The following is a 22,510-nucleotide window of genomic DNA, read 5'->3' as shown; positions in this document are numbered from 1 at the left end:
CCCCCCGCCGCTCATTCGGGGCGGCGCAAGAATGCATGGATAGGATAGCTCTCTCATGGCGATGAGCGTTGGCGGTGACTCCGCCGAGAAACCGATGTCGGAGATCAACACGACGCCCCTCGTGGACGTCATGCTGGTGCTCCTCATCATCTTCCTGATCGCGGTTCCGGTCGTGATTCAGACCGTTCCGCTGAAGCTGCCGAACGTCCGCTTCGAACCTACGACGACGAAGCCGGAAAACGTGTCGCTCTCGGTGACCAGCGAGAATGGCCAGTGCAAGGTGTACTGGAACCTGACGCCGGTCAGCTCGGACGAACTGCGTACCCGCGCGGTCGAAAAGCTGAAGGCCGAAATCGAGCGGCTCGGGCCGAATATCACGGCCGATCAGCTTCCCGAAGTTCACATTCGCGCTGACGTGAACGCGCCGTATCGGTGTGTCGGTGGCACCATCTACACGATGCAGCAGGCCGGTTTCGCCCGTGTCGGCTTCATCTCCGAGCCGCCCCCCGGCGGCAACCCCCGCGCCTGATCGGCCGGGCGGACAGAATAGGAGTTAGCACGCCATGGCAATGAGCGCCGGATCTGATGATGGCGAGCCGATGATGGACATGAACACGACGCCGTTGATCGACGTCATGCTCGTGCTCCTCATCATGTTCATCATCACCATCCCGATCCAGACTCACGCGGTGAAGGTCGACCTGCCGGTCAACTCGAAGACCAACACGCCGGTCGTGAATACCGAGAAGAACAAGATCGGTATCGACGCCGCCGGTACGGTTACCTGGAACGGTGCCCCGGTCGACGAGGTGACGCTGCGCCAGTTCCTGGACCAGACCGCCGCGATGAACCCGGAACCCGAACTGCACTTCCAGCCGGCCCCCGACGCCAAGTATGCCAAGGTCGACGAGACCCTGGCCATCATCAAGCGTTCGGCGGTGACGAAGCTCGGTTTCATCGGCAACGAGCAGTATCGCAACGACTTCTGATCGCTTTCGATCAGGTCGATGATGAAATGAGGCGGTCTCTTCGGAGGCCGCCTTTTTTCGTGCTGGGGCAGGGATTTCCTTGGCCTCGGCCTTGGCCTTCGACTTCGCTCAGGCTGAACGGCGATTGGGGGCGCTCCTCGCCCCTTCCCCGCCCTGCATCGCGGGTTCAGGTGCTTGACCTGAACGCCGTTCAGCCTGAGCGAAGTCGAAGGCCACGCTGCGCGCTCTGCCCGACAGCAAAAATCTTCACGAAAGTGGTGCCTTCTTTCCGCCGGATCCCCCGCTCGGCTTCGACCCCTCCAATCCACCCGCAAGGTGGGGATCACTTGGATCGTCCCCCGCTTGGCGTTCCCCCCGATAACCACGTCCCGCAACGAGCAGGCTTCATCCAAACCGCCGCATCTTTGCGCGCTTGCGCACGTTTCATAAAAGTGACACTCTCAAGTCACAAAAATGAAACATAGGAGATGGGTTATGCGTGGAGTGGTTTCGGTGTTGCTTGTGGCGGCGGCGGGCGTGGCAGCCCCGGCCATGGCCCAGGATTCTTGGCCGCAGCGCACGGGGTTTCAGGAAATTGCAGCGGGCCATCTCGACGTGGCCGAGCGGACGCTGCTCGAAGAACGTCGTACCGATCCGAACAGCCCGGAGCTGATGCTCAACCTGGCCGCCGTCTATTCGAAGACGGGGCGCGCCGCCGACGCACGCGCGCTGTATGACGCCGTGTTGAAGGAAAAGGCGGTCGCCATGGACATGCCATCGGGCGTGATCCTGTCGTCGCACACCGTGGCCCGCACCGGTCTGCGCCATTTGCCGCAGACGATCGCCGCACGTTAAGATGGTCCAAGGGCAGGTCCGGACGCCGACGCGTCTGGACGTGCCCGATCGGCCGTGAACGGCCTGGCGAAGGGCCGTGTCGACCTGCCGTTGCTAGTCGCCCGGATCGACGCCCGCTGCGGCCTAACCCTTACAATCGAGGCAGCGTGACACCGCGCTGACCCATATATTTGCCCGCGCGGTCGGCATAGCTGGTCTCGCAGGGCTCGTTACCCTTCAGGAACAGGAACTGGCACGCGCCCTCATTGGCGTAGATCTTGGCGGGCAGCGGCGTGGTGTTGGAAAACTCCAGCGTCACATGACCTTCCCAGCCCGGCTCCAGCGGCGTTACGTTCACGATGATCCCGCAACGGGCATAGGTCGACTTGCCCAGGCAGATGACGAGCACGTCGCGCGGCACCCGGAAATATTCGACCGTCCGCGCCAGCGCGAAGCTGTTGGGCGGGATGATGCAGCAATCGGTCTTGCGGTCGACGAAGCTGTTCGACGCAAAGTCCTTGGGGTCAACGACCGCGCTGTCAACATTGGTGAAGATCTTGAACTCGTCCGCCACCCGCGCGTCATAGCCATAGGAGGACAGGCCATAGCTGATACAGCCGTCGCGCCGCTGGCTCTCGACGAATGGTTCGATCATGCCTTGGGTCTGCGCGGCCTCGCGAATCCAGCGGTCGGACAGGATCGACATCTTCATTCCCTTCAGGTTTGGCCGCTCATCGCCGGATCGCGGGGACAGGGCAAGCGGCAACCGCCAAAAAGGGGGGGGCTCACGCGGAGGCGCAAGGAAGAATGATGTTCGCGCTGAGGTGAGGAGAGGACGTATCCGATCGTACGCGATGGTAGGTCGCCGCCGGGAGTCGGGAGACCTAGGCCGGATCGACATTCATCGTAGCCAGATCATGGCGGCGGCGAGGTGGACAAATCCGGTGAAGTGGATGGTGCGGCGATCGTAGCGGGTGGCGAAGCGTCGGAAGTGCTTGAGGCGTCCGAAGCATCGCTCGATCTGATTGCGATGCTTGTAGATGTCTTCGTCGTGCGGGATGGCGACCTTGCGGTTGTGTTTTGACGGGATGACAGCCGTGGCGTTCATGCCTGCGATCCGGTCGCGCAAGTCGTTGCCGTCATAGGCTTTGTCGGCCAGCACCGCCCCGGCCTGCTGGCCTTCGAGCAGATCGGATGCGGAGGCGATGTCGCTGGCTTGCCCTGGCGTGATGCGGAAGCGTAAGGGCCGGCCGAACGTGTCGGCGAGCATGTGGATCTTGGTCGTCAGTCCACCTCGGGAACGCCCCAGCGCCTGATCCTCGCCCCCCCTTTTCCGGTCGCAGCCTGTTGATGGGCGCGAACGATGGTGCTGTCGATCATCAGATACTGGTTGTCCCGGTCGGCCGTCAGCGCCTCGAACACGCGCTCCCAGACGCCGCCATGGCACCAGCGGCTGAAGCGCCGGTGCACCGTCTTCCACTTGCCATAGCGCTCCGGCAGGTCGCACCAGTGTGCGCCCGAGCGCAGCACCCACAAACATCCATTCACGAACAAGCGGTTGTCCGAACCCGTTCGGCCGGGATCAGTCGTCTTGCCCGGAACCAGCGACGCAATCCGCGACCATTGCGCCTCGCTCAACTCGTAACGCTTGATCCCCATCGCTCCCTCCGCGCTTTGACACGGATGCCTATGAATCACCCTGCAACGGGTTTGGGAATCCTGAATGTCGATCCGGCCTAGGCCATGATGACATGAGATTAACTCACCCCTCCCTTTTAGGGGAGGGGCTGGGGGTGGGGCGCTTCCGCAAGCGTGCTGCCCGTGGCGAGGCCCCACCCCAACCCCTCCCCTGAAGGGAAGGGGCTCTCCTTGGTCCAAGGCAACGTCATCACTGTCTAGGAACATGCACGCCCCCGGCGGTGGCCGGGGCCCAGTTGGGCAATCACAAGAGTAACGGACAATCGCCCCGCAACTGGATCCCGGCCTTCGCCGGGATGGAGGAGGGGGAGTTTCGCAGTCGAAATCCCGCAGGGGGTGGGGTGGGGCCTCGCCCCGAACAGCACGCTTGCGTAGGCGCCCCACCCGCGGCCCCTCCCCTGAAGGGGAGGGGTGAGGCCATCTTATGCCACGCTGAGACTTCTTCTTTTCCGAGTCTCCGCGCGAACCAAATCTTCGGATTTTTGCGTGGGGCCTCAGCCGATCCCCAGATCCGCCGGGCCAAAAGCATCCGGCAGCAGCTCGGACAGGCGATAGGTTCGTACCGCGTCCCCCTCCGCCGCGCCGCAATGGACGGGCAGGTCGCGGCCACCCATCTGGGCGGCTTCGTTGATGACCTGACGGCATCGTCCGCAGGGGCTGACCGGGCTGGTGCCGGTGGGCACGCCGTCCCCGTCCATCGCGCCGCCGATCACGCCGATCGCGACGATCTCGCGCAGCCGCCCGGCGGCCGAGGCGGTGGCGATCGCAACCGTCTCTGCGCAGAGCGACAAGCCGTAGCTCGCATTCTCGAAATTCGCGCCCGTCACCACCGAGCCGTCCTGCATCAGCAACGCTGCGCCGACCGCAAAACGGCTATAGGGGGCATGAGCGTTGCGCGCGGCCTCACGAGCGGCGGCGATCAAAGCATGTGTATCGGTGGCATTCATGGCGTGACGACGTCCCAGTTTACGGGGCCTTCCACCCCCTCGACCCGGCGGAAATCGCTGGCACGCCACATGCGCCAGGGGCGCGCGGCATAATCGGGTTTGAACAGATTGCCGATCGCCCAGACCGGACGATCAAGTGCGGCAGTGACGGTGTATTCGCGCTCGAACGCCTTGGACACGCGCAGCATGACGGGCTTGCGGGTATGAGTCTCGACCATCGACACGAAGCGGGTCAGGTCGGCGACCAGCTGCGCACGGTCGGGCCGGGCGGTGCAATCGTCGTGAAAGGACAGGTCGATCGCGGTGGGCAGCGCATCGCCCGCGCGCGGCACGAAGATGTTGAAGGCATCGGCCTGCGCCGCGGCAGGCTGGCACAGCGAATAGATATGGATCGCGCCGCGCCGCATCCCGGCCTCAGGCAAGGCGTCCCAATTCCCTTCGAACGACGGATCGCGCCGGTCGGTGCCCGAGGTCGCGACCAGATAGGCGAAGTCGGCGCCGTTCGCGCGCAGCGTCCGCCATTCGACGGCGGGAGGGTTCTCGGGCAGGTCGATGCCCTGGAGCGGATAATGTTCGGTCGAGGGCTGCCAATGCGTGACCCAGTGCCGCCCGCCCGCGCTGATCGCACCCAGCGCCAGCAGCCCGGCCCCGATTTTCCAGAGAATCGCCATCAGTTGCGGATATGCAGGACGCAGAGCAGTGTGAAGAGGCGGCGTGCGGTGTCGAAATCGACCTCAATCTTGCCGGTCAGCCGCTCCTTCAGCATCTGCGCCGCGTCGTTATGGATGCCGCGCCTGGCCATATCGATCGTCTCGATCTGTTGCGGCGTGGCGGCGCGGATCGCCTGGTAATAGCTGTCGCAGATCGCGAAATAATCCTTGATCGGCCGCCGGAACCGCCCGAGCGCCAGCACCAGGGTCTCGATATGCGTGCCATCCTCGCGGTGCATGTGGATGCCGAGCCGCCCTTCTTCGGACTCCAGCTTGATGCGGTAGGGCCCGGCATAGCCGTCCGCCTGAGGCCGCTGCGGCGCGAAGTAGTTTTCCTCGATCAGGTCGAAGATCGCGATCCGCCGCTCCTGCTCGACATCGGCCGAGCGCCAGCCCAGGCTGCGCTCGTCGAGTTCGATGGATATGATCCGCGGATCGGCCATGCGCACGGGGATAGTCGCGAAGCGCGTGCGCCGCAAATCCCGCGCTGATCGACTGAATGCGTTTTCATCCGGCGCCTCTTCGCGCTAACGCCGGAGAAATGGCCACCCTCGCATTTCAGAACCCCGCTGCCGCCACCGAGCCGCAGCAGCTCCCCCACAATACCGAGGCGGAGGCCGCGCTGCTGGGCGCGATGATGATCGACAATCGGCTGGCCGACGATCTGGTCGACAGGCTGGACCCGGAGCACTTCTTTGACCCGGTGCATGGCCGCGTCTTCTCCGCGATCAAGAATCTGCGCGCCACCGACATGCTGGCGACGCCTGTCACCCTGCGCCCGATGTTCGAGGCGGATGAGGGGATGAAGGCGCTGGGCGGGCCGTCCTATCTGGCGCAACTGACCGGATCGGGGGCGAGCCTGATCGGCGCGCGGCAGTTCGCGACGCAGATCTATGACCTGGCCATGCTGCGCGCGCTGGTAACGGTGGGGCGGACGCTGGTCGACCGGGCGATGGACACTTCGGAAGAGGTGAACCCGCGCGCGCAGATCGAGCTGGCCGAGAATGAGCTGTTCAAGGTCGCGGCGGACGGGGGTTCCGAGAATGCGGTCAAGAGCTTCTCCCAGGCCACCACCATGGCGGTCAAGAATGCCGAGCGCGCGCTGAACTCCGGCGGCCATGTCTCGGGCATCACCACGGGTCTGGACTCGGTCAATGCCAAGATCGGCGGTATGCACCGCTCCGACTTGATGATCCTGGCGGGCCGTCCGGGCATGGGCAAGACCTCGCTCGCCACCAACATCGCGTTCAACGCCGCGCGCCGCTGGATGCGCGACATGCAGGACGGCATTCCGCCCTCCGAGTCGGTCGGTGCCAAGGTCGCGTTCTTCAGCCTCGAAATGTCGGCCGACCAGCTGGCGACGCGTATCCTGGCCGAGCAGTCCGGGATCAGCTCCGAAGCGCTGCGCATGGGCAAGATCAGCCGCAATGAGTTCGCGCAGCTTGCCGCCGCCGCCGCCGAACTGGAGCAGTTGCCGCTGTTCATCGACGATACCGGCGGCCTGACCATTTCCGCGCTGCACACCCGCGTCCGGCGGCTTCAGCGGCGGCTGAACAACGAACTGGGTCTGGTCGTGGTCGACTATCTCCAGCTGCTGACCGGATCGGGCAAGTCGTCCGAGGGCAACCGCGTGCAGGAAATCTCGGAGATTTCGCGCGGGCTCAAGACGCTGGCCAAGGACATGAACGTGCCGGTGCTGGCGCTGTCCCAGCTGAGCCGTGCGGTCGAGCAGCGCGAGGACAAGCGCCCGATGCTGTCCGACCTTCGCGAATCGGGCTCGATCGAGCAGGACGCCGACATGGTCTGGTTCGTGTTCCGCGAAGACTATTACATGATGCAGCGCGAGCCCAAGCGCCCGATGGAAGGCGATGACGGCAAGGTCTTCGAGGATCACGCGAAATGGGCGACCGAGGTGGAGCGGGTCTACGGCCTGGCCGAACTGATCGTCGCGAAACAGCGTCACGGTGCGACCGGCAAGGTGGTGATGAAGTTCGACCCGACGATCACGCGGTTTACGGATTTTGCGGGGTATTGAGCCATACCCTCCGTTCAGCCTGAGCGAAGTCGAAGGCCACGCTCATCCCTGGCCACATGGTTCGGGGCGTGCACTTCGACTTCGCTCCGTGCGAACGGAGGCAGGGGTATGTGAGCGGATGCACCCCAACCTTACCTTGTCGGCGCGAGCAGCCAGGCGCGGGCTTCGTCCTTGTCGGTGAAGAACCGGAATTCGTCGTGGTCCTGGTTCGCCCGCTCCGCCTGCAACTTGGTAAGCGCGCCCGAGGTATAGACCGCGACACGACCCGAGCGGACGGCCGGGCTTTCCATCATCTGGACGAAGGCCGCGACGACTTCCTGGCTCTGCACCATCGCGTTGGACAGATCGCACAGGCTGACCGGGGTGCGGCCGGTGGCACGGATGCGGTGGACGGTCTGTTCCAGCTCGCGGGCGAAGTCGGCCATGGTGTCCAGGGTCCAAAACCCGTGGGTCGTAACCTCGAAATAACCGCATTTCAGGTCGACTGTGACTTTGTACATGGGTGATCCCTCATCCTGCCAGGCGCCTTCTGTCGCGGCGCGGTTAAGACAGGATGAAGCGGAAGTTGGGCGTGGCCCCCTTCAGCCTGCCGAAACAGACCGGTGTATCCCGCATTCCACCTTGTCGAACCCGCGCCAGCGGCCTGCGCGGGGATCTTCGCCGGGCTTGACCTTGCTGGTGCAGGGCGCGCAGCCGATCGAGAGATAGCCTTCGGCCTCCAGCGGATGGCGCGGCAGGTCGTGCGTGGCGAAATAGCCGTCCAGCGCCGCCTTGTCCCAGTCTGCCAGCGGGTTGAGCTTCAATCGGCCATCCTCGACCTCGAAGCGGGGCAGGGCGCGGCGAGTACCGGCCTGAAAGCCCTTGCGGCCGGAAATCCACGCCTCGAACGGGGCGAGGCCGCGCGCCAGCGGCTCGACCTTGCGCAAGTCGCAGCAGCCATCGGGGTCGTAGCCGTGACGGATGCCCTCCGGGTCTTTTGCGGCCAGCAGGGCGGGATAGGGCTGGATCACGCGGACGTCCAGCAGACCCAGCCGTTCGACCAGCGTGTCGCGGTACGCCAGCGTCTCGGGAAACATCTTCAGCGTATCGGTGAAGACCACCGGCGTCGCCGGATCGGCGCTTGCGACCATGTGGAGCAGCACGGCGGACTCGGTGCCGAAGGACGACACCGCCGCGATCTGGCCATGCAGTTCGCCGGTCAGCAGGGTGCGCAGCATCTCCGGCGCGGGCACGCCCGCAAAACGCGCCTCATACGCGGCGGCGTCTTCAGCGGTATAAGCCGGCCGAACGTCGATCCGGTCGAGCGCGCGCTCAGCCATGGCGCAGCTTCCACACCGGCACGCGCGCATCAGCGGCCTTTTGGTAGGGCTGGGGGTAGAGCGCCAGCAGCTTGGTCAGCGTCGCCGCATCGACCGGCTTTTCCGGCGCGAAGCTGTCGAAGCCGCAGCGGCGCATGGGCGGGATCTGGTCGACCAGCACGTCGCCCGCCGCGCGCAGCTCGCCCTCGAACCCTGCTTCGCGCAGGATGCGCGCTGCCGAATAGCCGCGTCCGTCACGAAAGGTCGGGAAGCTGATCTCGACCAATGCGATCTGGCCCAGATGCGGCAGGAGTTCGCGCGCATCGTCCCCCGCCTCCAGCCGGACGGCGGTGGCGTTGGTCTGGCCCAGAAAGGCGTCCAGCGTCACCGCCGGTTCGTCATGCACCACATCGTCGCGGAATCGCAGCAGCGTCGCGCCCGCATGGGTGTTGATGGTGATGGGGTCAACCATAAATGGCTTCCTTGAACGGCTGCATGCCGACGCGGCGATAGGTGTCGAGGAAACGCTCGCCGCGCTCGCGCAGTTCGACGTAACGATCGGTCACGCGCTCGATCGCGTCGACCACGCCGTCCTCGTCGAAACCGGGGCCGGTGATCTTGCCCAGCGACACGTCCTCCGCCCCCGATCCGCCGAGCAGCAGCTGGTAATTCTCGGTGCCCTTCTTATCGACGCCCAATATGCCGATATGCCCGGCATGGTGATGGCCGCAGGCGTTGATGCAGCCCGAAATCTTCAGCTTCAACTCGCCCAGCTCACGCTGCCGCCCGGCGAAGCGCTCGCCGATCTTCTGCGCCAGCGGGATCGAGCGGGCATTTGCCAGGCTGCAATAGTCCAGCCCGGGGCAGGCGATGATGTCCGAGATCAGGTCGAGATTCGCCTCGGCCAGCCCCGCCTCGCGAAGCGCGGTCCAGATGGCGTAGAGATCGGCCTTGCGGACATGCGGCAGGACGATGTTCTGCGCGTGGGTGACGCGCAGCTCGTCATGGCCGTAACGCTCGGCAAGGTCGGCCATCAGGTCGATCTGGTCGGCCGAGGCGTCGCCGGGGATGCCGCCGATCGGCTTCAGGCTGATCGTGACGATGGCATGGCCGGGCTGTTTGTGGGCTGAGACATTCTGGTCGAGCCAGACCGCGAAATCGGGGTCGGAGCGGTCGACCGTGTCGGGCGCATCGGTGGCGAAGTCGGGCCCGGCGAACATGGCGGTAATCCGCTCCAGCTCGGCGAGCGGCGGGTCGATGCCCAGATCGCGGATCGCGGCGAACTCCGCCTCCACCTGATCGCGATAGGCATCGACGCCGATCTCATGGAGCAGGATCTTGATCCGCGCCTTGTAGATATTATCGCGGCGGCCATAGCGGTTATAGACCCGCAGGCACGCCTCCAGATAGCTCATCAGATGGTCGGCGGTGATGAAGTCCTTCACCTCATGCGCGATCATCGGCGTACGGCCCATGCCGCCGCCGACGAAAATCTTCGCGCCCAGCACACCGTCGCGCGTCAGCAGCTGGATACCGATATCGTGCAGCCGCATCGCCGCCCGGTCCTCATCTGCGGCGATCACCGCGATCTTGAACTTGCGCGGCAGATAGGTGAATTCCGGGTGGAAGGTCGACCACTGCCGCAGCAGCTCGGCCCAGGGGCGCGGATCGGCGACCTCGTCGGCGGCGGCTCCGGCGAACTGGTCCGACGAGATGTTGCGGATGCAATTGCCCGACGTCTGGATGGCGTGCATCTGGACGGTCGCCAGCTCGGCCAGGATGTCGGGCGCATCGGCCAGCTTGATCCAGTTATACTGGATGTTCTGGCGCGTGGTGAAATGGCCGTAGCCGCGATCATATTTGCGCGCGATATGGCCGAGCATCCGCATCTGGCGGCTGTCGAGCGTGCCATAAGGCACCGCGACGCGCAGCATATAGGCGTGCAGCTGAAGATAGAGGCCGTTCATCAGCCTGAGCGGCTTGAACTGATCCTCGGTCAGCGCACCCGACAGGCGGCGCTCCACCTGGTCGCGAAATTCCTCGACACGGGCATCGACGATGCTCTGGTCATATTCGTCATAGCGATACATGAATGGCTTTCTCAGATGACCCAGGCGCCGGCATCCGCATCGGCGGGCTTCAGCGTCAGGTCGGGGCGCACCGTGGGGCCGAGCGCGCGAATGCGGTCCTTGATATGGGCGGGGCGGGGGCCTTGTTCGGTCGCCTCGGCGTCGAGCAGATAGGGCACGTTGACCCGGCGCGCGCCTTCCTCGACACGCAGGATCGCCTCACCCTGGCTGCCGACATCGACCGCGTCCTCGACATGGCGCGACCAGTCGCTCCCCGTCCACCAGACGACGTCGCCGGTGCTCAAGTCATTGCCCGTCAACAGCTTCATGCGCTCATTCCTTCCGCCACGCGGGCCCAACGCGCCAGCTTGTCTTCGGCATCCGACAGGGTCACGACTTCGCCGACGACGATGATCGCCGGGCTCTGCACCGCCTCGCGCTCGACCATCGGGCCGAGATCGGCGAGCAGGGTGCGGATCGCGCGGTGGCCCTCCAGCGTGCCGCGCTCCAGCACGGCGACCGGCATGTCGGGGGCGACACCGTCCGCCATCAGCTTGTCGGCGATGCCGTTGGCGGTCGCGACGCCCATATAGATGACGAGCGTGCGCCCTTGGCCCGCCAGCCCCGACCAGTCCTGATCGGTCAGCCCCTTGCATTGCCCTGCGACGAAGGACACGGCCGAGCTATGATCGCGATGGGTCAGCGGTAGCATCGCCTCTGCCGCGCAGCCGAGTGCGGCCGACACGCCGGGGATCACTTCGACGGGGAGCCCGGCGGCACGTACCGCCTCCACCTCTTCGCCGCCGCGCCCGAAGATGAACGGATCGCCGCCCTTCAGCCGCACGACGATCGCCCCGGTCTTCACATGCGCGACGATCAGCGCGTTGATCGCCTCCTGCGACAGGGTATGCCGCGCGCGGCGCTTGGCGACCGAGATGCGCTGCGCCTCAGGCGGCGCGAGGTCGAGGACGCGCGGGTCGATCAGCCCGTCATGGACCAGGACATCGGCGGTCTTCAAAGCCTCGACCGCGCGCACGGTCAACAGGCCCGGATCACCGGGGCCTGCACCAACCAGGATCACGCGCCCCCGCGCGGTGGGATCGAGAAGACTAGCCATATTCTCCAGATGATCCCTCCGCGCATCTGCCACAACCGAGCGATGCTTGGGGCGGGGGTAGATCAGCTATGCGCGCAGGCCGATCGGGATCGTGGCGGCGGCGCTTTCGCTTTCCGCGCTGGCGACAGGATAGGCGCAGTAATCGGCGGCGTAATAGGCGCTGGGGCGGTGGTTGCCCGACCAGCCGATGCCGCCGAACGGTGCGCTGGAGGCCGCGCCGTTGGTCGGGCGGTTCCAGTTGACGATCCCCGCCCGGATGCCGGTCCAGAACTGCTCGTAACGCTCGCGCGAAGGCGAGATCAGCGAGGCCGACAGGCCGTAGCGCGTGGCGTTGGCCTGTTCGATCGCATCCGCGAAGTCGGTGGCGCGGGAGACCTGTAGGGCCGGGCCGAACAGTTCGTCGTCGGGGCGCTCGGCGACGGCGCCGACGTCGAGGATAGCGGGCGTCAGCAACGGCAAGTCCGGTGCGACGCGCTCCAGCGGACGGACGACCTTTGCGCCGCTCGCGACCAACGCTTCGACCCGCGAGAGCAAATGCTCGGCCGCCTCATTGTCGATCACCGGCCCCATGAACGGCGCAGGCGCGTCGTGGGGGGCGCCGACGATCAGCCGGTCGGTGAGACGGGTCAGCGCCGCCATCAGCGGATCGAACAGCCGGTCCTCGACGATCAGCCGCCGCCCGGCGGTGCAGCGTTGCCCGGCCGTCGTATAGGCCGACTGGACGATCAGCGTGGCGGCGGCGTCGAGATCGGGATCGTCCCAGACGATGATCGGGTTGTTGCCCCCCATCTCGAGTGCCAGGATCTTCTCCGGCCGCTCGGCGAACTGGCGGTTGAGCGCCAGGCCAGTGGGCGCCGAGCCGGTGAAGAGCAGCCCGTCGATATCGTCATGCCCGGCCAGCGCACGCCCCTGGTCCGGCCCGCCGATCAGTAGCCGGACGACCCCCTCGGGCACCCCCGCCGCATGATAGCATTCGACCAGGAACTGGCCCGTTGCGGGGGTCTTTTCCGACGGCTTGAACACCACCGTATTCCCGGCAAGCAGCGCGGGCACGATATGGCCGTTGGGCAAGTGTGCGGGGAAATTATACGGCCCCAGCACCGCCAGCACGCCGTGCGGCCGGTGACGCAAGGCCATGCGCCCGCCACCCGGCTGATCGGTAGACCGCTCGCCCGCGCGCTCGGCTTGCGCGGTGATCGAGATGGCGACCTTGGCGATCACGGTGTCGACCTCGGTCCTGGCTTCCCAGAGCGGCTTGCCGGTTTCGCGCGCGATCAGGTCGGCGAACGCCGCTGTCCGGTCCCGCACGATCTCGGCGAAGCGGCGCAGCGTGTCGATCCGCTCGGACAGGGGCGTCGTCGCCCAGTCGGGCCATGCCGCGCGTGCGGCGGCGACCTCCTGGTCGGCATCGCCGATGGACAGCTCGGCGATCAGGACGGCCGTGGCGGGTTCGTAGGTCGACAGGAATCGGGTCATGGCGGGAAGCTAGGCCGCCGAAACCGGGTCGGCAAGCGCGCGGCCCATGGCGCGCACCCGCGCTACCTTGTTGTGCAGTAGGGTCCAGTCGTCGCGCTCGGCGATCGGCGCCCAGATCGCCTCGACCTCGTCGATCAGCATGGATTCCGGCTCCCCCTGCCAATAGGCGTCGTCGCGGGCGCGGCGCGGCGCATAGGGCTCGATCAGGTCGCGCAGGGCATTCCAGCTTTCGTCGTAATGATCCGGCACCCGCCCGCCGAACAGGTCGAAATAGGTGCGGTCGAGGCTGGCCTGGCTCTCCCGCAGTGCGCGTTCGAAGGTCTGGACGAGCGCGCGGTCCTCGGTCCCGCCGCGCGGGGCCAGCCCCAGCCGCCAGAGGATCGCGGTCACGATCTCCGTCTGATAGGTGGTGGCGAAGCCCTCCAGCGCGGCGATCAGCGGATCGCTCTCGGCGATCAGGCGCAGGCTGGAGGCGAGCTGCATCACGTCCCACTGGATCGCCTCGGGCTGGCGGGCGAGCGCGTAGAGGCCGCTATGGTCGAAATAGGCGGCGGTGAATTCGGGGTCCCAGGTCGGTGCGAAGCGCCACGGGCCATAGTCGAAGCTCTCGCCGGTGACATTGATATTGTCCGAATTGAGCACGCCGTGGACGAACCCGGCGGCCATGTAGCGCGCCGCCAGCGTCGCCGTGCGTTGTGCGACCAGCGTCAGCAGCCGGACGGGATCGTCCGAATCCTCGCCGTAGAAATGGCGGAGGACGTATGCGACCAGCCGCTTCATCCCCGCCTCGTCACGCTCGAAGGCGAGGCGCTGGAAACTGCCGATACGGATATGGCCGTGGCTCATCCGCACCATCACCGCCGAGCGGGTGGGGGAGGGCTCGTCGCCCCGGTGCAGCGCCTCGCCCGTCTCGATGATCGACAGGGTGCGCGAGGTGGGGACGTTCAGCGCCTCCAGCATCTCGGTCGCCAGGATTTCGCGGACCCCGCCCTTCAGGGTCAGGCGACCGTCGCCGGAGCGGCTATAGGGCGTCTGCCCGGAACCTTTGGTGCCGAGTTCGAGCAACCGGCCGTCACGCGCCGTCATCTGCGCGAAGGTGAAGCCGCGCCCGTCGCCCAGGTCCGAATTGTAATGGCGGAACTGATGTCCGTGATAACGCATCGCGAACGGCCCCGGCAGCGTGTCGGGCAAGGGCTGGAACCGGCCAAGATGCGCGGCCCATTCCGCATCGGTCAGCGTCTCCAGCCCGATCTCCGCCGCCGTCTGGTCGTTGCGGAAGCGGATGATCGTCTGCGGGAAATCGGCGGGCGCGACGGGGTCGGCGATGAAGTCGGCGATCTCGGTCAGGGCGGACGCGGGGCGATAGGCTTGCGGGGATAGGGGCATACCGCGATATGGAGGCGGCACCGGAGGACCTTCAAGCATGACGGCGTATGAGAATCGTTATTGGTGGTCGAAGGACGGCCTGCGGCTCCACGCACGGGATTATGCCGGAAGCGATGCGCTGCCCCCCGTCATCTGCCTGCCCGGCCTGACCCGCAATGCCCGCGATTTCGAGGGGCTGGCCGAGGCGCTGGCGGGCCGGGCGCGGGTCATCGCGGTCAGTTTCCGGGGGCGGGGCGAAAGCGCCTATGCCAAGGATCCGATGAGCTATGTGCCGCTCACCTATGTCCAGGATGTCGAGGCGATGCTCGACGAATTCGGCATCGGCCGGTTCGTGGCGGTCGGCACCTCGCTGGGCGGGATCGTGACGATGGTGCTGGCGGCGACCGCGCGCGGGCGGCTGGCTGGCGCGGTGCTGAACGATATCGGGCCGGAGATCGAGGCGGCGGGGCTGGCGCGCATCCGCGGCTATGTCGGCAAGGGGCAGAGCTTTCCCACCTGGCTGCACGCCGCGCGCTGCGTCCAGGAGAATAACGAGGACGTCTATCCCGGCTGGGGGGTCGAGGACTGGCTGGCCATGGCCAAGCGCACGCACCGGCTGACCAGCGCGGGGCGGATCGTGCTCGATTACGACCTGAAGATCGCCGAGCCGTTCCGCGTGCCCAATACCGAGGGCGGGCCGGACATGTGGTCGGCGCTCGACGCATTGAACGGCGTGCCGACGCTGGTGGTGCGCGGCGAGCGGTCGGATATCCTGAGCGCCAGCGTCGCCGAGCGGATGGTCGAGCGCCTGTCCCCGTCGGAGCTGGTGACGGTGCCCAATGTCGGCCATACGCCCCTGCTGACCGAGCCGGAGGCGATCGCGGGGATCGCGCGTTTGCTCGACCGCGTGGCGGGATAGGGCCATCACATTCCTCCCCGGCACGGGGAGGGGGACCATGCGCCAGCATGGTGGAGGGGGCGTGCCGCTAGGCGAGTCGCTTGTGGAAGCCCCCCTCCGTCAGGCCTTCGGCCTGCCACCTCCCCTTGCAGGGGAGGAAGATGGCGTTAGCGGTTTTCAACCCGTCCGCTGCTCGCTAATCCGGCGGCCATGGCCCGTCCGCTGAACATCCTGCACCTTCATTCCTCCTTTTCGCTGGGCGGGAAGGAGGCGCGCGCGGTTGCGCTGATGAACGCCTTTGGCGATGCCGCGAAGCACACCATCGTCTCCGCCATGCCCGACGAATTGGGCGCGCGCGATTCGATCGCCAAGGGCATCCGCTACGAGATCGCGCAAGGTGCCCCGCCGCTGACCGGCAAGCCCTCGGTCAAGCGGTACGAGGCGATCGCGGCCTATATGCGCCGCTTCGACCTGGTGCTGACGTACAATTGGGGCGCGATCGACGGGGTGATGGCGCGGCGCGTATATTCCAAGGGCGCGCCGCCGCTGGTCCATCACGAGGATGGCTTTAACGCCGACGAGGCGCGGGGCCTCAAGATCGAGCGCAACATCTATCGCCGCATCGCCCTGTCCGCGGCGGACGCGCTGGCGGTGCCGAGCCACATCCTGGAGGCGATCGCGCTCCAGACCTGGAAACAGCCCGCGACCCGCGTGCACCGCATTCCCAACGGCATCGACACCAAACTCTACGCCCGCGATCCCGACCCCAAGGGCATTCCGGGCTTCGTCCGTCAGCCCAAGGAGATCGTCGTCGGTGCATTGGCGGGCCTGCGCACCGTCAAGAATCTGCCGATGCTGGTCCGCGCGATGGGCGGCATTCCCAACCGCTTCCGGCTGGTGATCGTCGGCGAGGGGCCGGAGCGCGCCAACATCATGCAGGCGGCCGCCGCCATGGGCATCGCCGACCGGCTGGTCATGCCGGGCTTCCTGGAGCGGCCGTATAACTATATCCGCCATTTCGACATCGTTGCGCTGTCCTCGCTGTCCGAACAGGCGCCGATCTCGGTGCTGGAGGGGATGGCGGCAGGGCTGCCCATCGCCTCGCTGCCGGTGGGCGATGTGGCGTCGATGGTGTCCGAGCCCAACCGCCAGTTCATCGCCGATGCGCCCAACGAGGTGCGGCTGCGCGACGTGATCCAGGCCCTGGTCAACCATCCCGAGCTGCGCGCCGAGGCAGGCGCCGCCAACCAGGCCCGCGTGCGCGCCGAGTTCGACCAGAGCCAGATGGTCGCGCGCTACAAGGCGCTGTATGAGGGCGTATTGGGCCGACCCGGCGCGCTGGGCTGAAGGCCGGTACGGATGCGTGCCGTTAATTCCCCTCGCTAAGCGATCCTAACACGCTATATGAGACCCTTTCGGACAGACAAGGTAATGACGTGTTCAAAGGCTTGAGCCCCATCCTGTACAACGGCCGCGAGGTTTGGCCGCTGATCGAAGGCGGGAAGGGCGTCGCTGCGACCAATCACGCCTCGGCGGGTGCCTGGGCGGCGGCGGGCGGGGTCGGCACCGTGTCGGCGGTGAACGCGGACAGCTATGACGCCGAGGGCAAGATCATTCCCCAGATCTACCGCGCGCTGACCCGGCGCGAGCGGCATGAGGAACTGATCGAATACGCCATCGAGGGCGCGGTCCAGCAGGTGAAGCGCGCCTGGGACATTGCCGGTGGCAAGGGCGCGATCAACATCAACGTGCTGTGGGAAATGGGCGGCGCGCAGCGGGTGCTGGAAGGCGTGCTGGCGCGGACCAAGGGCTTGGTCGCGGGCGTCACCTGCGGCGCGGGCATGCCCTACAAGCTGTCTGAGATCGCGGCGCATCACCAGGTCAGCTATCTGCCGATCGTGTCCTCGGGCCGCGCCTTCCGCGCGCTGTGGAAGCGCGCCTATTCCAAGGCGTCGGAATGGCTGGCGGCGGTCGTGTACGAGGACCCCTGGCTCGCCGGTGGCCATAACGGCCTGTCGAACGCCGAGGACCCCTTGCAGCCGCAGGACCCCTATCCGCGCGTGAAGGCGCTACGCGATACGATGCGCGAGGGCGGGATTTCGGACGAGGTGCCGATCGTGATGGCGGGCGGCGTCTGGTACCTGCGCGACTGGAACAACTGGATCGACAACCCCGAGCTGGGCAAGATCGCCTTCCAGTTCGGCACGCGCCCGCTGCTGACGCAGGAAAGCCCGATCCCCGAGGAATGGAAGCAGCGGCTGATGACGATCGAGGAGGGCGATGTCCTTCTTCACCGTTTCTCGCCGACGGGCTTCTACTCCAGCGCGGTACGCAATCCGTTCCTGCGCAATCTGGAAGCGCGCTCCGAACGCCAGATCGCCTTTTCGACGCAGGAAGCGGGCGACCATGTCTTCCAGCTCGACGTGGGCGTGAAGGGCAAGAATTTCTGGGTGACGAAGGGCGACCTGCTGCGCGCGCGCGAGTGGTTCGGCGCGGGCTTTACCATGGCGCTGAAGACCCCGGACAACACTTTGGTGTTCGTGTCCCCTGAGGAAGCCAAGGAGATCCGCAAGGATCAGGCCGACTGCATGGGCTGCCTGTCGCAGTGCCTGTTTTCGAGCTGGGCGGACAGCGAGACCAACTCGACCGGCCGCCTGGCCGACCCGCGCAGCTTCTGCATCCAGAAGACGCTCCAGGAGATCGCCCATGGCGGCGATGTCGAGCAGAACCTGATGTTCGCAGGGCACGCAGCCTATAACTTCAAGCGCGACCCCTTCTACTCGAACGGGTTCGTGCCGACCGTGAAGCAGCTGGTCGACCGTATCCTGACCGGCGATTAAGTCGTGATGATGGTGCCGGAGCTCTCCGCGACGTTGCGAGGCGTCGCGGCGGCGATGGCATCATTTCCCGACGGCTGGTGGATTATCGGTAGCGCGGCCTTGGCGCTGCACGGTGTCGATGCGGGGCCCGTCCATGACATTGACCTGCTGATCGACGCAGAACTGGCCCATGCCGTGTTGGCTCATATGGGCATTGAGCCGATCGCATTGTCGCCCGACAATCTGTTCCGCTCGAAGACGTTCGCGAAATGGGATGTGATGCCGCTTCGGGTCGAGGTGATGGCCGGTTTGCATGTCGCGGTTTCTGGCCAATGGCAGCCTGTCGAACCTCGTACGCGCCAACAGATCATGATGGCGGACGAAGCGCTGTTCGTGCCCGATCGCCAGGAACTGCTTGCCCTGTTTCGCCTATTCGGGCGGCCGAAGGATGCGCCGCGCATTCAGGCGATGCTATCGGCGGAAGCGGCAGCGCGATCCGCCGCTTCCGCGTGATAGGTCAATCGGCGACGGTGCCGACCACCGCGCCTGCGGTGCCGCCAACCGCTGCGCCCTTCTGGACGCTGCCGCCCGTCGCCGCCGCGACGCCTGCGCCGCCCGCACCGCCGATGGCGGCGCCCTTCAGGGTCGAACATGCCGAGATCGACAGCGCGGTTGCGGCGAGGGTTGCGGCAATTGCCAGCTTTTTCATCGATGTAGCTCCCGTTTGAATGACAGGAGAGGAATGCAGTCCCGCCGTCACGGTTCCGCTCTGCAACATTTTGACATGGGGAAAGGGGCTGTCAGGTCCTGGGGCGGGAAGGGCGGGAGGTTGATCCACACCCTGCCCTGTGTCAGGCCAGCGGCCATGCAACCAGACATCCGCGCCATCATCGCCGCCTCGTCCCATGCCTTCGTGACCGGCAAGAAGGTCGCCGGCCTCTATGACCAGGCCGTGGACCGTCATCGTCGCATCGCGGCGGAGGCGCGCGGCGAGCATTTGCAGGGGCTGGACGGCGACCGGAACGTGAAGTTCGGCGGGACGCTTCCCGAACTGCGCGAAACCGGCACTGGGGCTGCGATCTACATGGAAGTCGCCGATGGGGAGACCAAGGGCTTCGATCGCAGCAGCTCCGGCCACTTCACCTGCCGGGTCGAGGATCAGCTGGTCCAGCTCTACGATCACGCGGACGGCGCGTGGTTCACCTTCGTCGTTCAGGGGATCGAGTGAACGCGCCCGGCGGAGAATGACGCGCTAAAGCCACCCCTCAAGCACCTGGTCGGGCGGGCGGTGGCCGTCGGCCCAGCTGCGGATATTGGCGATGACCTTCTCGCCCGAGGCGACGCGACCCTCCAGCGTGGCCGAGCCCATGTGCGGGGTCAGCACGACATTGGGGAGGGCCAGAAGGCGCGGATCGATTTCGGGCTCGTGCCGCCACACGTCGAGGCCTGCTCCTGCCAGCCGTCCATTCTCCAGTGCCTCGACCAGCGCGTCTTCGTCGACGATCCCGCCCCGGCTGGCGTTGATGAGATAGACATGGCGGCGCATCAGGGCGATGCGGCGGCGGTCGATCAAATCGTGGCTGTCGGCGTTGAGGGGCGTGTGGATCGACACGATGTCGACCGCGCCCAGCATCGCGTCGAGATCGTGATGCCAGGTCGCGCCCAGCTCCGCCTCGATGCTGGCGGGCAGGCGGCGGCGGTTGTGGTAATGGATCGACAGGCCGAACGCGCGCGCCCGCCGTGCGACCGCCTGGCCGATCCGCCCCATGCCGACGATGCCCAGCGCCTTGCCGCCGATCCGGTGGCCAAGCATCCCGCCGGGACTCCACCCCCTCCACGCGCCGGAGCGGACCAGCTTCTCGCCCTCGGCCAGGCGGCGCGGCACCGACAGGATCAGCGCCATGGTCATGTCGGCGGTATCCTCGGTCAGGACGCCCGGCGTATTGGTGACGATGATGCCGCGCGCGCGCGCCGCCTTCAGGTCAATATGGTTCACGCCCGCGCCGAAATTGGCGATCAGCTTGAGGCGCGGCCCGGCATTGGCGATCAGATCGGCGTCGATCGCGTCGGTGACGGTGGGCACCAGAACGTCGCAGTCGGCCATGGCGGCGGCGAGCTGTTCCCGGTTCAGCTTTTCGTCGGCGGGGTTCGACTCGGTCTCGAACAGCGCGGCCATCCGCTCCATCACGGGATCGGGGAGTTCGCGGGTGACGACCACCCTGGGGTTCAGGCAGCGGCGCGGATCGACCATGGCCATCGGATTGCGGCAAGCCTGCGGGTCCGTCAACCGGCGATCGCGCGCCCGAACATGGTTGAAGCGGGCCCCCGGCTCGGCGTAGAGCATCGCGCGGGCGGGCAGGTGAAGGGATAGATGATGCGCAGGTCCATGGTCGGACTGGCAATTTGGGCGGCGACGCTGGCGACCGGCACGCTGGCGGTGGGGCCGTTCGTCCCGGCGGCGCAGGCCGCGACCGAAAAGCGCGCTTTGCCCTATTATGGATCGATCGGCGCCTCGGTCGCGCGGATGCGAACCGGCCCGGCCCGCAGCTATCCCGCCAGCTGGACCTATCGCCGTGCCGACCTGCCCGTGAAGGTGATCGCGGTGTTCAAGGAATGGCGCAAGGTTCAGGACCCTGACGGGACGGAGGGCTGGATGCTGGCCGTCCTGCTGCGCAACACCCGCACCGCGATCGTGCGCGGCACCGAGCCGCTGCCGATGCGCTCGGCCCCCGATGACGGAGCCAAGACCCTGTGGCGCGCGGCTCCGGGTGTGGTCGGGCGGATCAGCGAATGCAATGGCGGCTGGTGCCGCCTCGACGTGAAGGGGCAGGCGGGGTTCGTGCCGGTCGGCTCGATCTGGGGCGTCGAGCCGGGGGAAGTGCTGCCGTAAGCCGAGACGGGTAAATCAACCCTGACGTTGCTTTTTCGGCACGTCCCTCCCGCAGGCGGGAGGGGATGGGGGAGGGTAGGCCACGGGCGGTGGTCTCGGTGAGACTCCGTGCCCTCCCCCAACCCCTCCCGCTTGCGGGAGGGGAGTAAAAAGAGGAGGGGGGAAGCCTTCCTTTACATCAACTCCACGGCCATCGCGGTGGCTTCGCCGCCGCCGATGCAGAGCGATGCGACGCCGCGTCGTGCGCCCTTCGTCTCCAGCGCCGACAACAGGGTCGCCAGCACCCGTGCGCCGCTCGCGCCGATCGGGTGGCCCAGCGCGCAGGCGCCGCCATGGATGTTCAGCCGGTCGTGCGAGAGGTCCATGTCGCGCATCGCGATCATCGCCACCGCCGCAAAGGCTTCGTTCACCTCGTAGAGATCGGCATCGCCGGTCGCCCAGCCCGCGCGGTCCAGAGCCTTGCGCATCGCGAAGACCGGCGCGGTGGTGAAGCGGGCGGGCGCATGGGCATGGGCGGCGTGCGCCACGACCCGCGCGATCGGCGTCAGGCCCAGCTTGTCGGCCACACTCGCCCGCGTCATCACCAGAGCCGCTGCACCGTCCGAAATGGACGAGGCGTTCGCCGCCGTGATCGTGCCGTCCTTGGCAAAGGCGGGTTTCAGCGTCGGAATCTTGGCGGGATCGCCCTTGGCGGGCTGTTCGTCGAGGGTGATGGTCTCCTCGCCCTTGCGGGTCTTGACCGTAACGGGCACGATTTCGCGGTCGAACGCGCCCGAGCCCTGCGCCGCCTTGGCGCGCTCCAGCGAGGCGATGGCGAAATCGTCCTGGGCGGCGCGCGTGAACTGATATTCCTGTGCGGCTTCCTCGGCGAAATGGCCCATCAGGCGGCCGCGCTCATAGGCGTCCTCCAGTCCGTCGAGGAACATGTGATCGTACAGCGTGTCATGCCCGATACGCGCGCCGCCGCGATGCTTGTGGCTGAGATAGGGAGCGTTCGTCATGCTCTCCATGCCGCCCGCGACGATCATGTCGGCGGAGCCCGCCGCGAGCGCCTCGGCGGCCATGATCGCGGCCTGCATCCCCGATCCGCACATCTTGTTGACGGTCGTCGCCTCGACATGCTCCCCCAGCCCGGCGAAGATCGCCGCCTGGCGTGCGGGCGCCTGGCCGAGCCCGGCGGGGAGGACGCAGCCCATATAGATGCGCTCGATCGCCGACGCATCGACACCGGCCCGCTCGACCGCGCCCTTGACGGCGGCGGCGCCCAGCTGCGTCGCGGACAGGTCCGACAGGCTGCCCTGGAACGAGCCCATGGGGGTGCGGGCATAGGACAGGATGACGATGGGGTCCGTCATGGCATACTCTCCGATTAGGTCTGTTTTGATG

The 22,510-nt window shown here is 66.5% G+C and carries 25 protein-coding genes and 1 pseudogene; 10 read left to right on the top strand and 16 right to left on the bottom strand.

All coding sequences use genetic code 11. The annotated features are described in order from the left end of the window. Positions 1–55: 55 nt before the first annotated feature. The 3 genes from AC1GI4_RS07215 to AC1GI4_RS07205 all read left to right on the top strand — a co-directional run bounded on the left by AC1GI4_RS07215 (position 56) and on the right by AC1GI4_RS07205 (position 1,823). Positions 56–529: an ExbD/TolR family protein gene (locus AC1GI4_RS07215; RefSeq protein ID WP_433909846.1), complete on the top strand. Its 474-nt coding sequence runs from the start codon at positions 56–58 to the stop codon at positions 527–529. A gap of 34 nt (positions 530–563) precedes the next feature. Further along, on the top strand, positions 564–989 hold the full coding sequence (locus AC1GI4_RS07210; protein WP_433909847.1) for an ExbD/TolR family protein: 426 nt from the start codon (positions 564–566) through the stop codon (positions 987–989). 474 nt (positions 990–1,463) lie between these two features. Continuing rightward, positions 1,464–1,823 carry a tetratricopeptide repeat protein gene (locus tag AC1GI4_RS07205; protein WP_479629081.1) on the top strand — a complete coding sequence of 120 codons (360 nt, stop codon included), beginning with the start codon at positions 1,464–1,466 and terminating at the stop codon, positions 1,821–1,823. A gap of 130 nt (positions 1,824–1,953) precedes the next feature. Here AC1GI4_RS07205 and dcd read toward each other — a convergent pair whose 3' ends face one another. The 5 genes and pseudogenes from dcd to AC1GI4_RS07180 all read right to left on the bottom strand — a co-directional run bounded on the left by dcd (position 1,954) and on the right by AC1GI4_RS07180 (position 5,600). Then, positions 1,954–2,508 carry a dCTP deaminase gene (dcd, locus tag AC1GI4_RS07200; protein ID WP_042486309.1) on the bottom strand — a complete coding sequence of 185 codons (555 nt, stop codon included), beginning with the start codon at positions 2,506–2,508 and terminating at the stop codon, positions 1,954–1,956. A gap of 195 nt (positions 2,509–2,703) precedes the next feature. After that, a pseudogene (locus AC1GI4_RS07195) lies at positions 2,704–3,461 on the bottom strand (IS5 family transposase). Between the two features lie 533 nt (positions 3,462–3,994). Then, positions 3,995–4,447 (bottom strand): cytidine deaminase, encoded by a 453-nt coding sequence (locus AC1GI4_RS07190; protein ID WP_433909849.1) that lies wholly within the window; start codon positions 4,445–4,447, stop codon positions 3,995–3,997. Further along, positions 4,444–5,118 carry a GH25 family lysozyme gene (locus AC1GI4_RS07185; RefSeq protein ID WP_294269116.1) on the bottom strand — a complete coding sequence of 225 codons (675 nt, stop codon included), beginning with the start codon at positions 5,116–5,118 and terminating at the stop codon, positions 4,444–4,446. Before AC1GI4_RS07185 ends, AC1GI4_RS07190 begins: the two co-directional genes overlap by 4 nt. Further along, complete coding sequence (locus AC1GI4_RS07180; protein ID WP_294269113.1) at positions 5,118–5,600, bottom strand: UPF0262 family protein; 483 nt, start codon at positions 5,598–5,600, stop codon at positions 5,118–5,120. Before AC1GI4_RS07180 ends, AC1GI4_RS07185 begins: the two co-directional genes overlap by 1 nt. Positions 5,601–5,698: 98 nt before the next feature. On the opposite strand from AC1GI4_RS07180, the gene AC1GI4_RS07175 reads away from it, so the two are divergent. Beyond that, positions 5,699–7,192: a replicative DNA helicase gene (locus AC1GI4_RS07175; RefSeq protein ID WP_479629080.1), complete on the top strand. Its 1,494-nt coding sequence runs from the start codon at positions 5,699–5,701 to the stop codon at positions 7,190–7,192. Positions 7,193–7,323: 131 nt separating this feature from the next. On the opposite strand, the gene AC1GI4_RS07170 is transcribed toward AC1GI4_RS07175, so the two are convergent. The 8 genes from AC1GI4_RS07170 to AC1GI4_RS07135 form a co-directional block, all read right to left on the bottom strand. After that, positions 7,324–7,692, bottom strand: coding sequence for an STAS/SEC14 domain-containing protein (locus AC1GI4_RS07170; RefSeq protein ID WP_479629079.1), 369 nt, complete (start codon positions 7,690–7,692; stop codon positions 7,324–7,326). A gap of 81 nt (positions 7,693–7,773) precedes the next feature. Continuing rightward, positions 7,774–8,511 carry a phosphoadenylyl-sulfate reductase gene (locus tag AC1GI4_RS07165; RefSeq protein ID WP_479629078.1) on the bottom strand — a complete coding sequence of 246 codons (738 nt, stop codon included), beginning with the start codon at positions 8,509–8,511 and terminating at the stop codon, positions 7,774–7,776. Continuing rightward, complete coding sequence (locus AC1GI4_RS07160) at positions 8,504–8,962, bottom strand: DUF934 domain-containing protein (protein ID WP_479629077.1); 459 nt, start codon at positions 8,960–8,962, stop codon at positions 8,504–8,506. The genes AC1GI4_RS07165 and AC1GI4_RS07160 overlap by 8 nt, the downstream gene beginning before the upstream one ends. Continuing rightward, positions 8,955–10,580, bottom strand: coding sequence for a nitrite/sulfite reductase (locus AC1GI4_RS07155; RefSeq protein ID WP_479629076.1), 1,626 nt, complete (start codon positions 10,578–10,580; stop codon positions 8,955–8,957). Before AC1GI4_RS07155 ends, AC1GI4_RS07160 begins: the two co-directional genes overlap by 8 nt. Positions 10,581–10,591: 11 nt before the next feature. Beyond that, entirely contained in the window at positions 10,592–10,888 is a 297-nt protein-coding gene (locus AC1GI4_RS07150) for a DUF2849 domain-containing protein (RefSeq protein ID WP_479629075.1), read from the bottom strand. Next, the gene (gene cobA / locus AC1GI4_RS07145) at positions 10,885–11,676 is read right to left on the bottom strand and encodes a uroporphyrinogen-III C-methyltransferase (RefSeq protein ID WP_294269096.1); all 792 of its coding nucleotides are present in this window, start codon (positions 11,674–11,676) and stop codon (positions 10,885–10,887) included. The genes AC1GI4_RS07150 and cobA overlap by 4 nt, the downstream gene beginning before the upstream one ends. A gap of 66 nt (positions 11,677–11,742) precedes the next feature. Then, entirely contained in the window at positions 11,743–13,152 is a 1,410-nt protein-coding gene (gene astD / locus AC1GI4_RS07140) for a succinylglutamate-semialdehyde dehydrogenase (protein ID WP_479629074.1), read from the bottom strand. A 9-nt stretch (positions 13,153–13,161) separates the two neighbouring features. Then, positions 13,162–14,538 carry a protein adenylyltransferase SelO family protein gene (locus AC1GI4_RS07135; RefSeq protein ID WP_294271594.1) on the bottom strand — a complete coding sequence of 459 codons (1,377 nt, stop codon included), beginning with the start codon at positions 14,536–14,538 and terminating at the stop codon, positions 13,162–13,164. Between the two features lie 37 nt (positions 14,539–14,575). On the opposite strand from AC1GI4_RS07135, the gene AC1GI4_RS07130 reads away from it, so the two are divergent. From AC1GI4_RS07130 to AC1GI4_RS07115, 4 genes are all read left to right on the top strand, one after another. After that, complete coding sequence (locus tag AC1GI4_RS07130; protein WP_294271597.1) at positions 14,576–15,436, top strand: alpha/beta fold hydrolase; 861 nt, start codon at positions 14,576–14,578, stop codon at positions 15,434–15,436. Between the two features lie 189 nt (positions 15,437–15,625). Continuing rightward, entirely contained in the window at positions 15,626–16,762 is a 1,137-nt protein-coding gene (locus AC1GI4_RS07125) for a glycosyltransferase family 4 protein (protein ID WP_294271600.1), read from the top strand. Between the two features lie 89 nt (positions 16,763–16,851). Further along, a complete protein-coding gene (locus AC1GI4_RS07120; RefSeq protein ID WP_294271603.1) occupies positions 16,852–18,255 on the top strand; it encodes an NAD(P)H-dependent flavin oxidoreductase in 1,404 nt (467 codons plus the stop codon). Between the two features lie 6 nt (positions 18,256–18,261). Then, complete coding sequence (locus AC1GI4_RS07115; protein WP_479630370.1) at positions 18,262–18,747, top strand: hypothetical protein; 486 nt, start codon at positions 18,262–18,264, stop codon at positions 18,745–18,747. 4 nt (positions 18,748–18,751) lie between these two features. On the opposite strand, the gene AC1GI4_RS07110 is transcribed toward AC1GI4_RS07115, so the two are convergent. Next, positions 18,752–18,943, bottom strand: coding sequence for a hypothetical protein (locus AC1GI4_RS07110; RefSeq protein WP_294271606.1), 192 nt, complete (start codon positions 18,941–18,943; stop codon positions 18,752–18,754). Positions 18,944–19,099: 156 nt separating this feature from the next. Between AC1GI4_RS07110 and AC1GI4_RS07105 the strand changes: the two genes are divergently transcribed. After that, positions 19,100–19,462 (top strand): hypothetical protein, encoded by a 363-nt coding sequence (locus tag AC1GI4_RS07105; protein ID WP_433909858.1) that lies wholly within the window; start codon positions 19,100–19,102, stop codon positions 19,460–19,462. Between the two features lie 24 nt (positions 19,463–19,486). Here the strand turns inward: AC1GI4_RS07105 and AC1GI4_RS07100 are convergent, their stop codons facing one another. After that, complete coding sequence (locus tag AC1GI4_RS07100; protein ID WP_479629073.1) at positions 19,487–20,485, bottom strand: 2-hydroxyacid dehydrogenase; 999 nt, start codon at positions 20,483–20,485, stop codon at positions 19,487–19,489. Between the two features lie 120 nt (positions 20,486–20,605). Between AC1GI4_RS07100 and AC1GI4_RS07095 the strand changes: the two genes are divergently transcribed. Then, entirely contained in the window at positions 20,606–21,124 is a 519-nt protein-coding gene (locus tag AC1GI4_RS07095; RefSeq protein WP_479629072.1) for an SH3 domain-containing protein, read from the top strand. Between the two features lie 173 nt (positions 21,125–21,297). Here AC1GI4_RS07095 and AC1GI4_RS07090 read toward each other — a convergent pair whose 3' ends face one another. Further along, on the bottom strand, positions 21,298–22,479 hold the full coding sequence (locus tag AC1GI4_RS07090) for an acetyl-CoA C-acyltransferase (RefSeq protein ID WP_479629071.1): 1,182 nt from the start codon (positions 22,477–22,479) through the stop codon (positions 21,298–21,300). Positions 22,480–22,510 lie beyond the last annotated feature (31 nt).

This window comes from Sphingomonas sp. 77B (assembly GCF_056497825.1).
The sequence above is the reverse complement of the archived record's forward strand: the minus strand, read 5'-3'. Positions and strand labels throughout refer to the sequence as shown.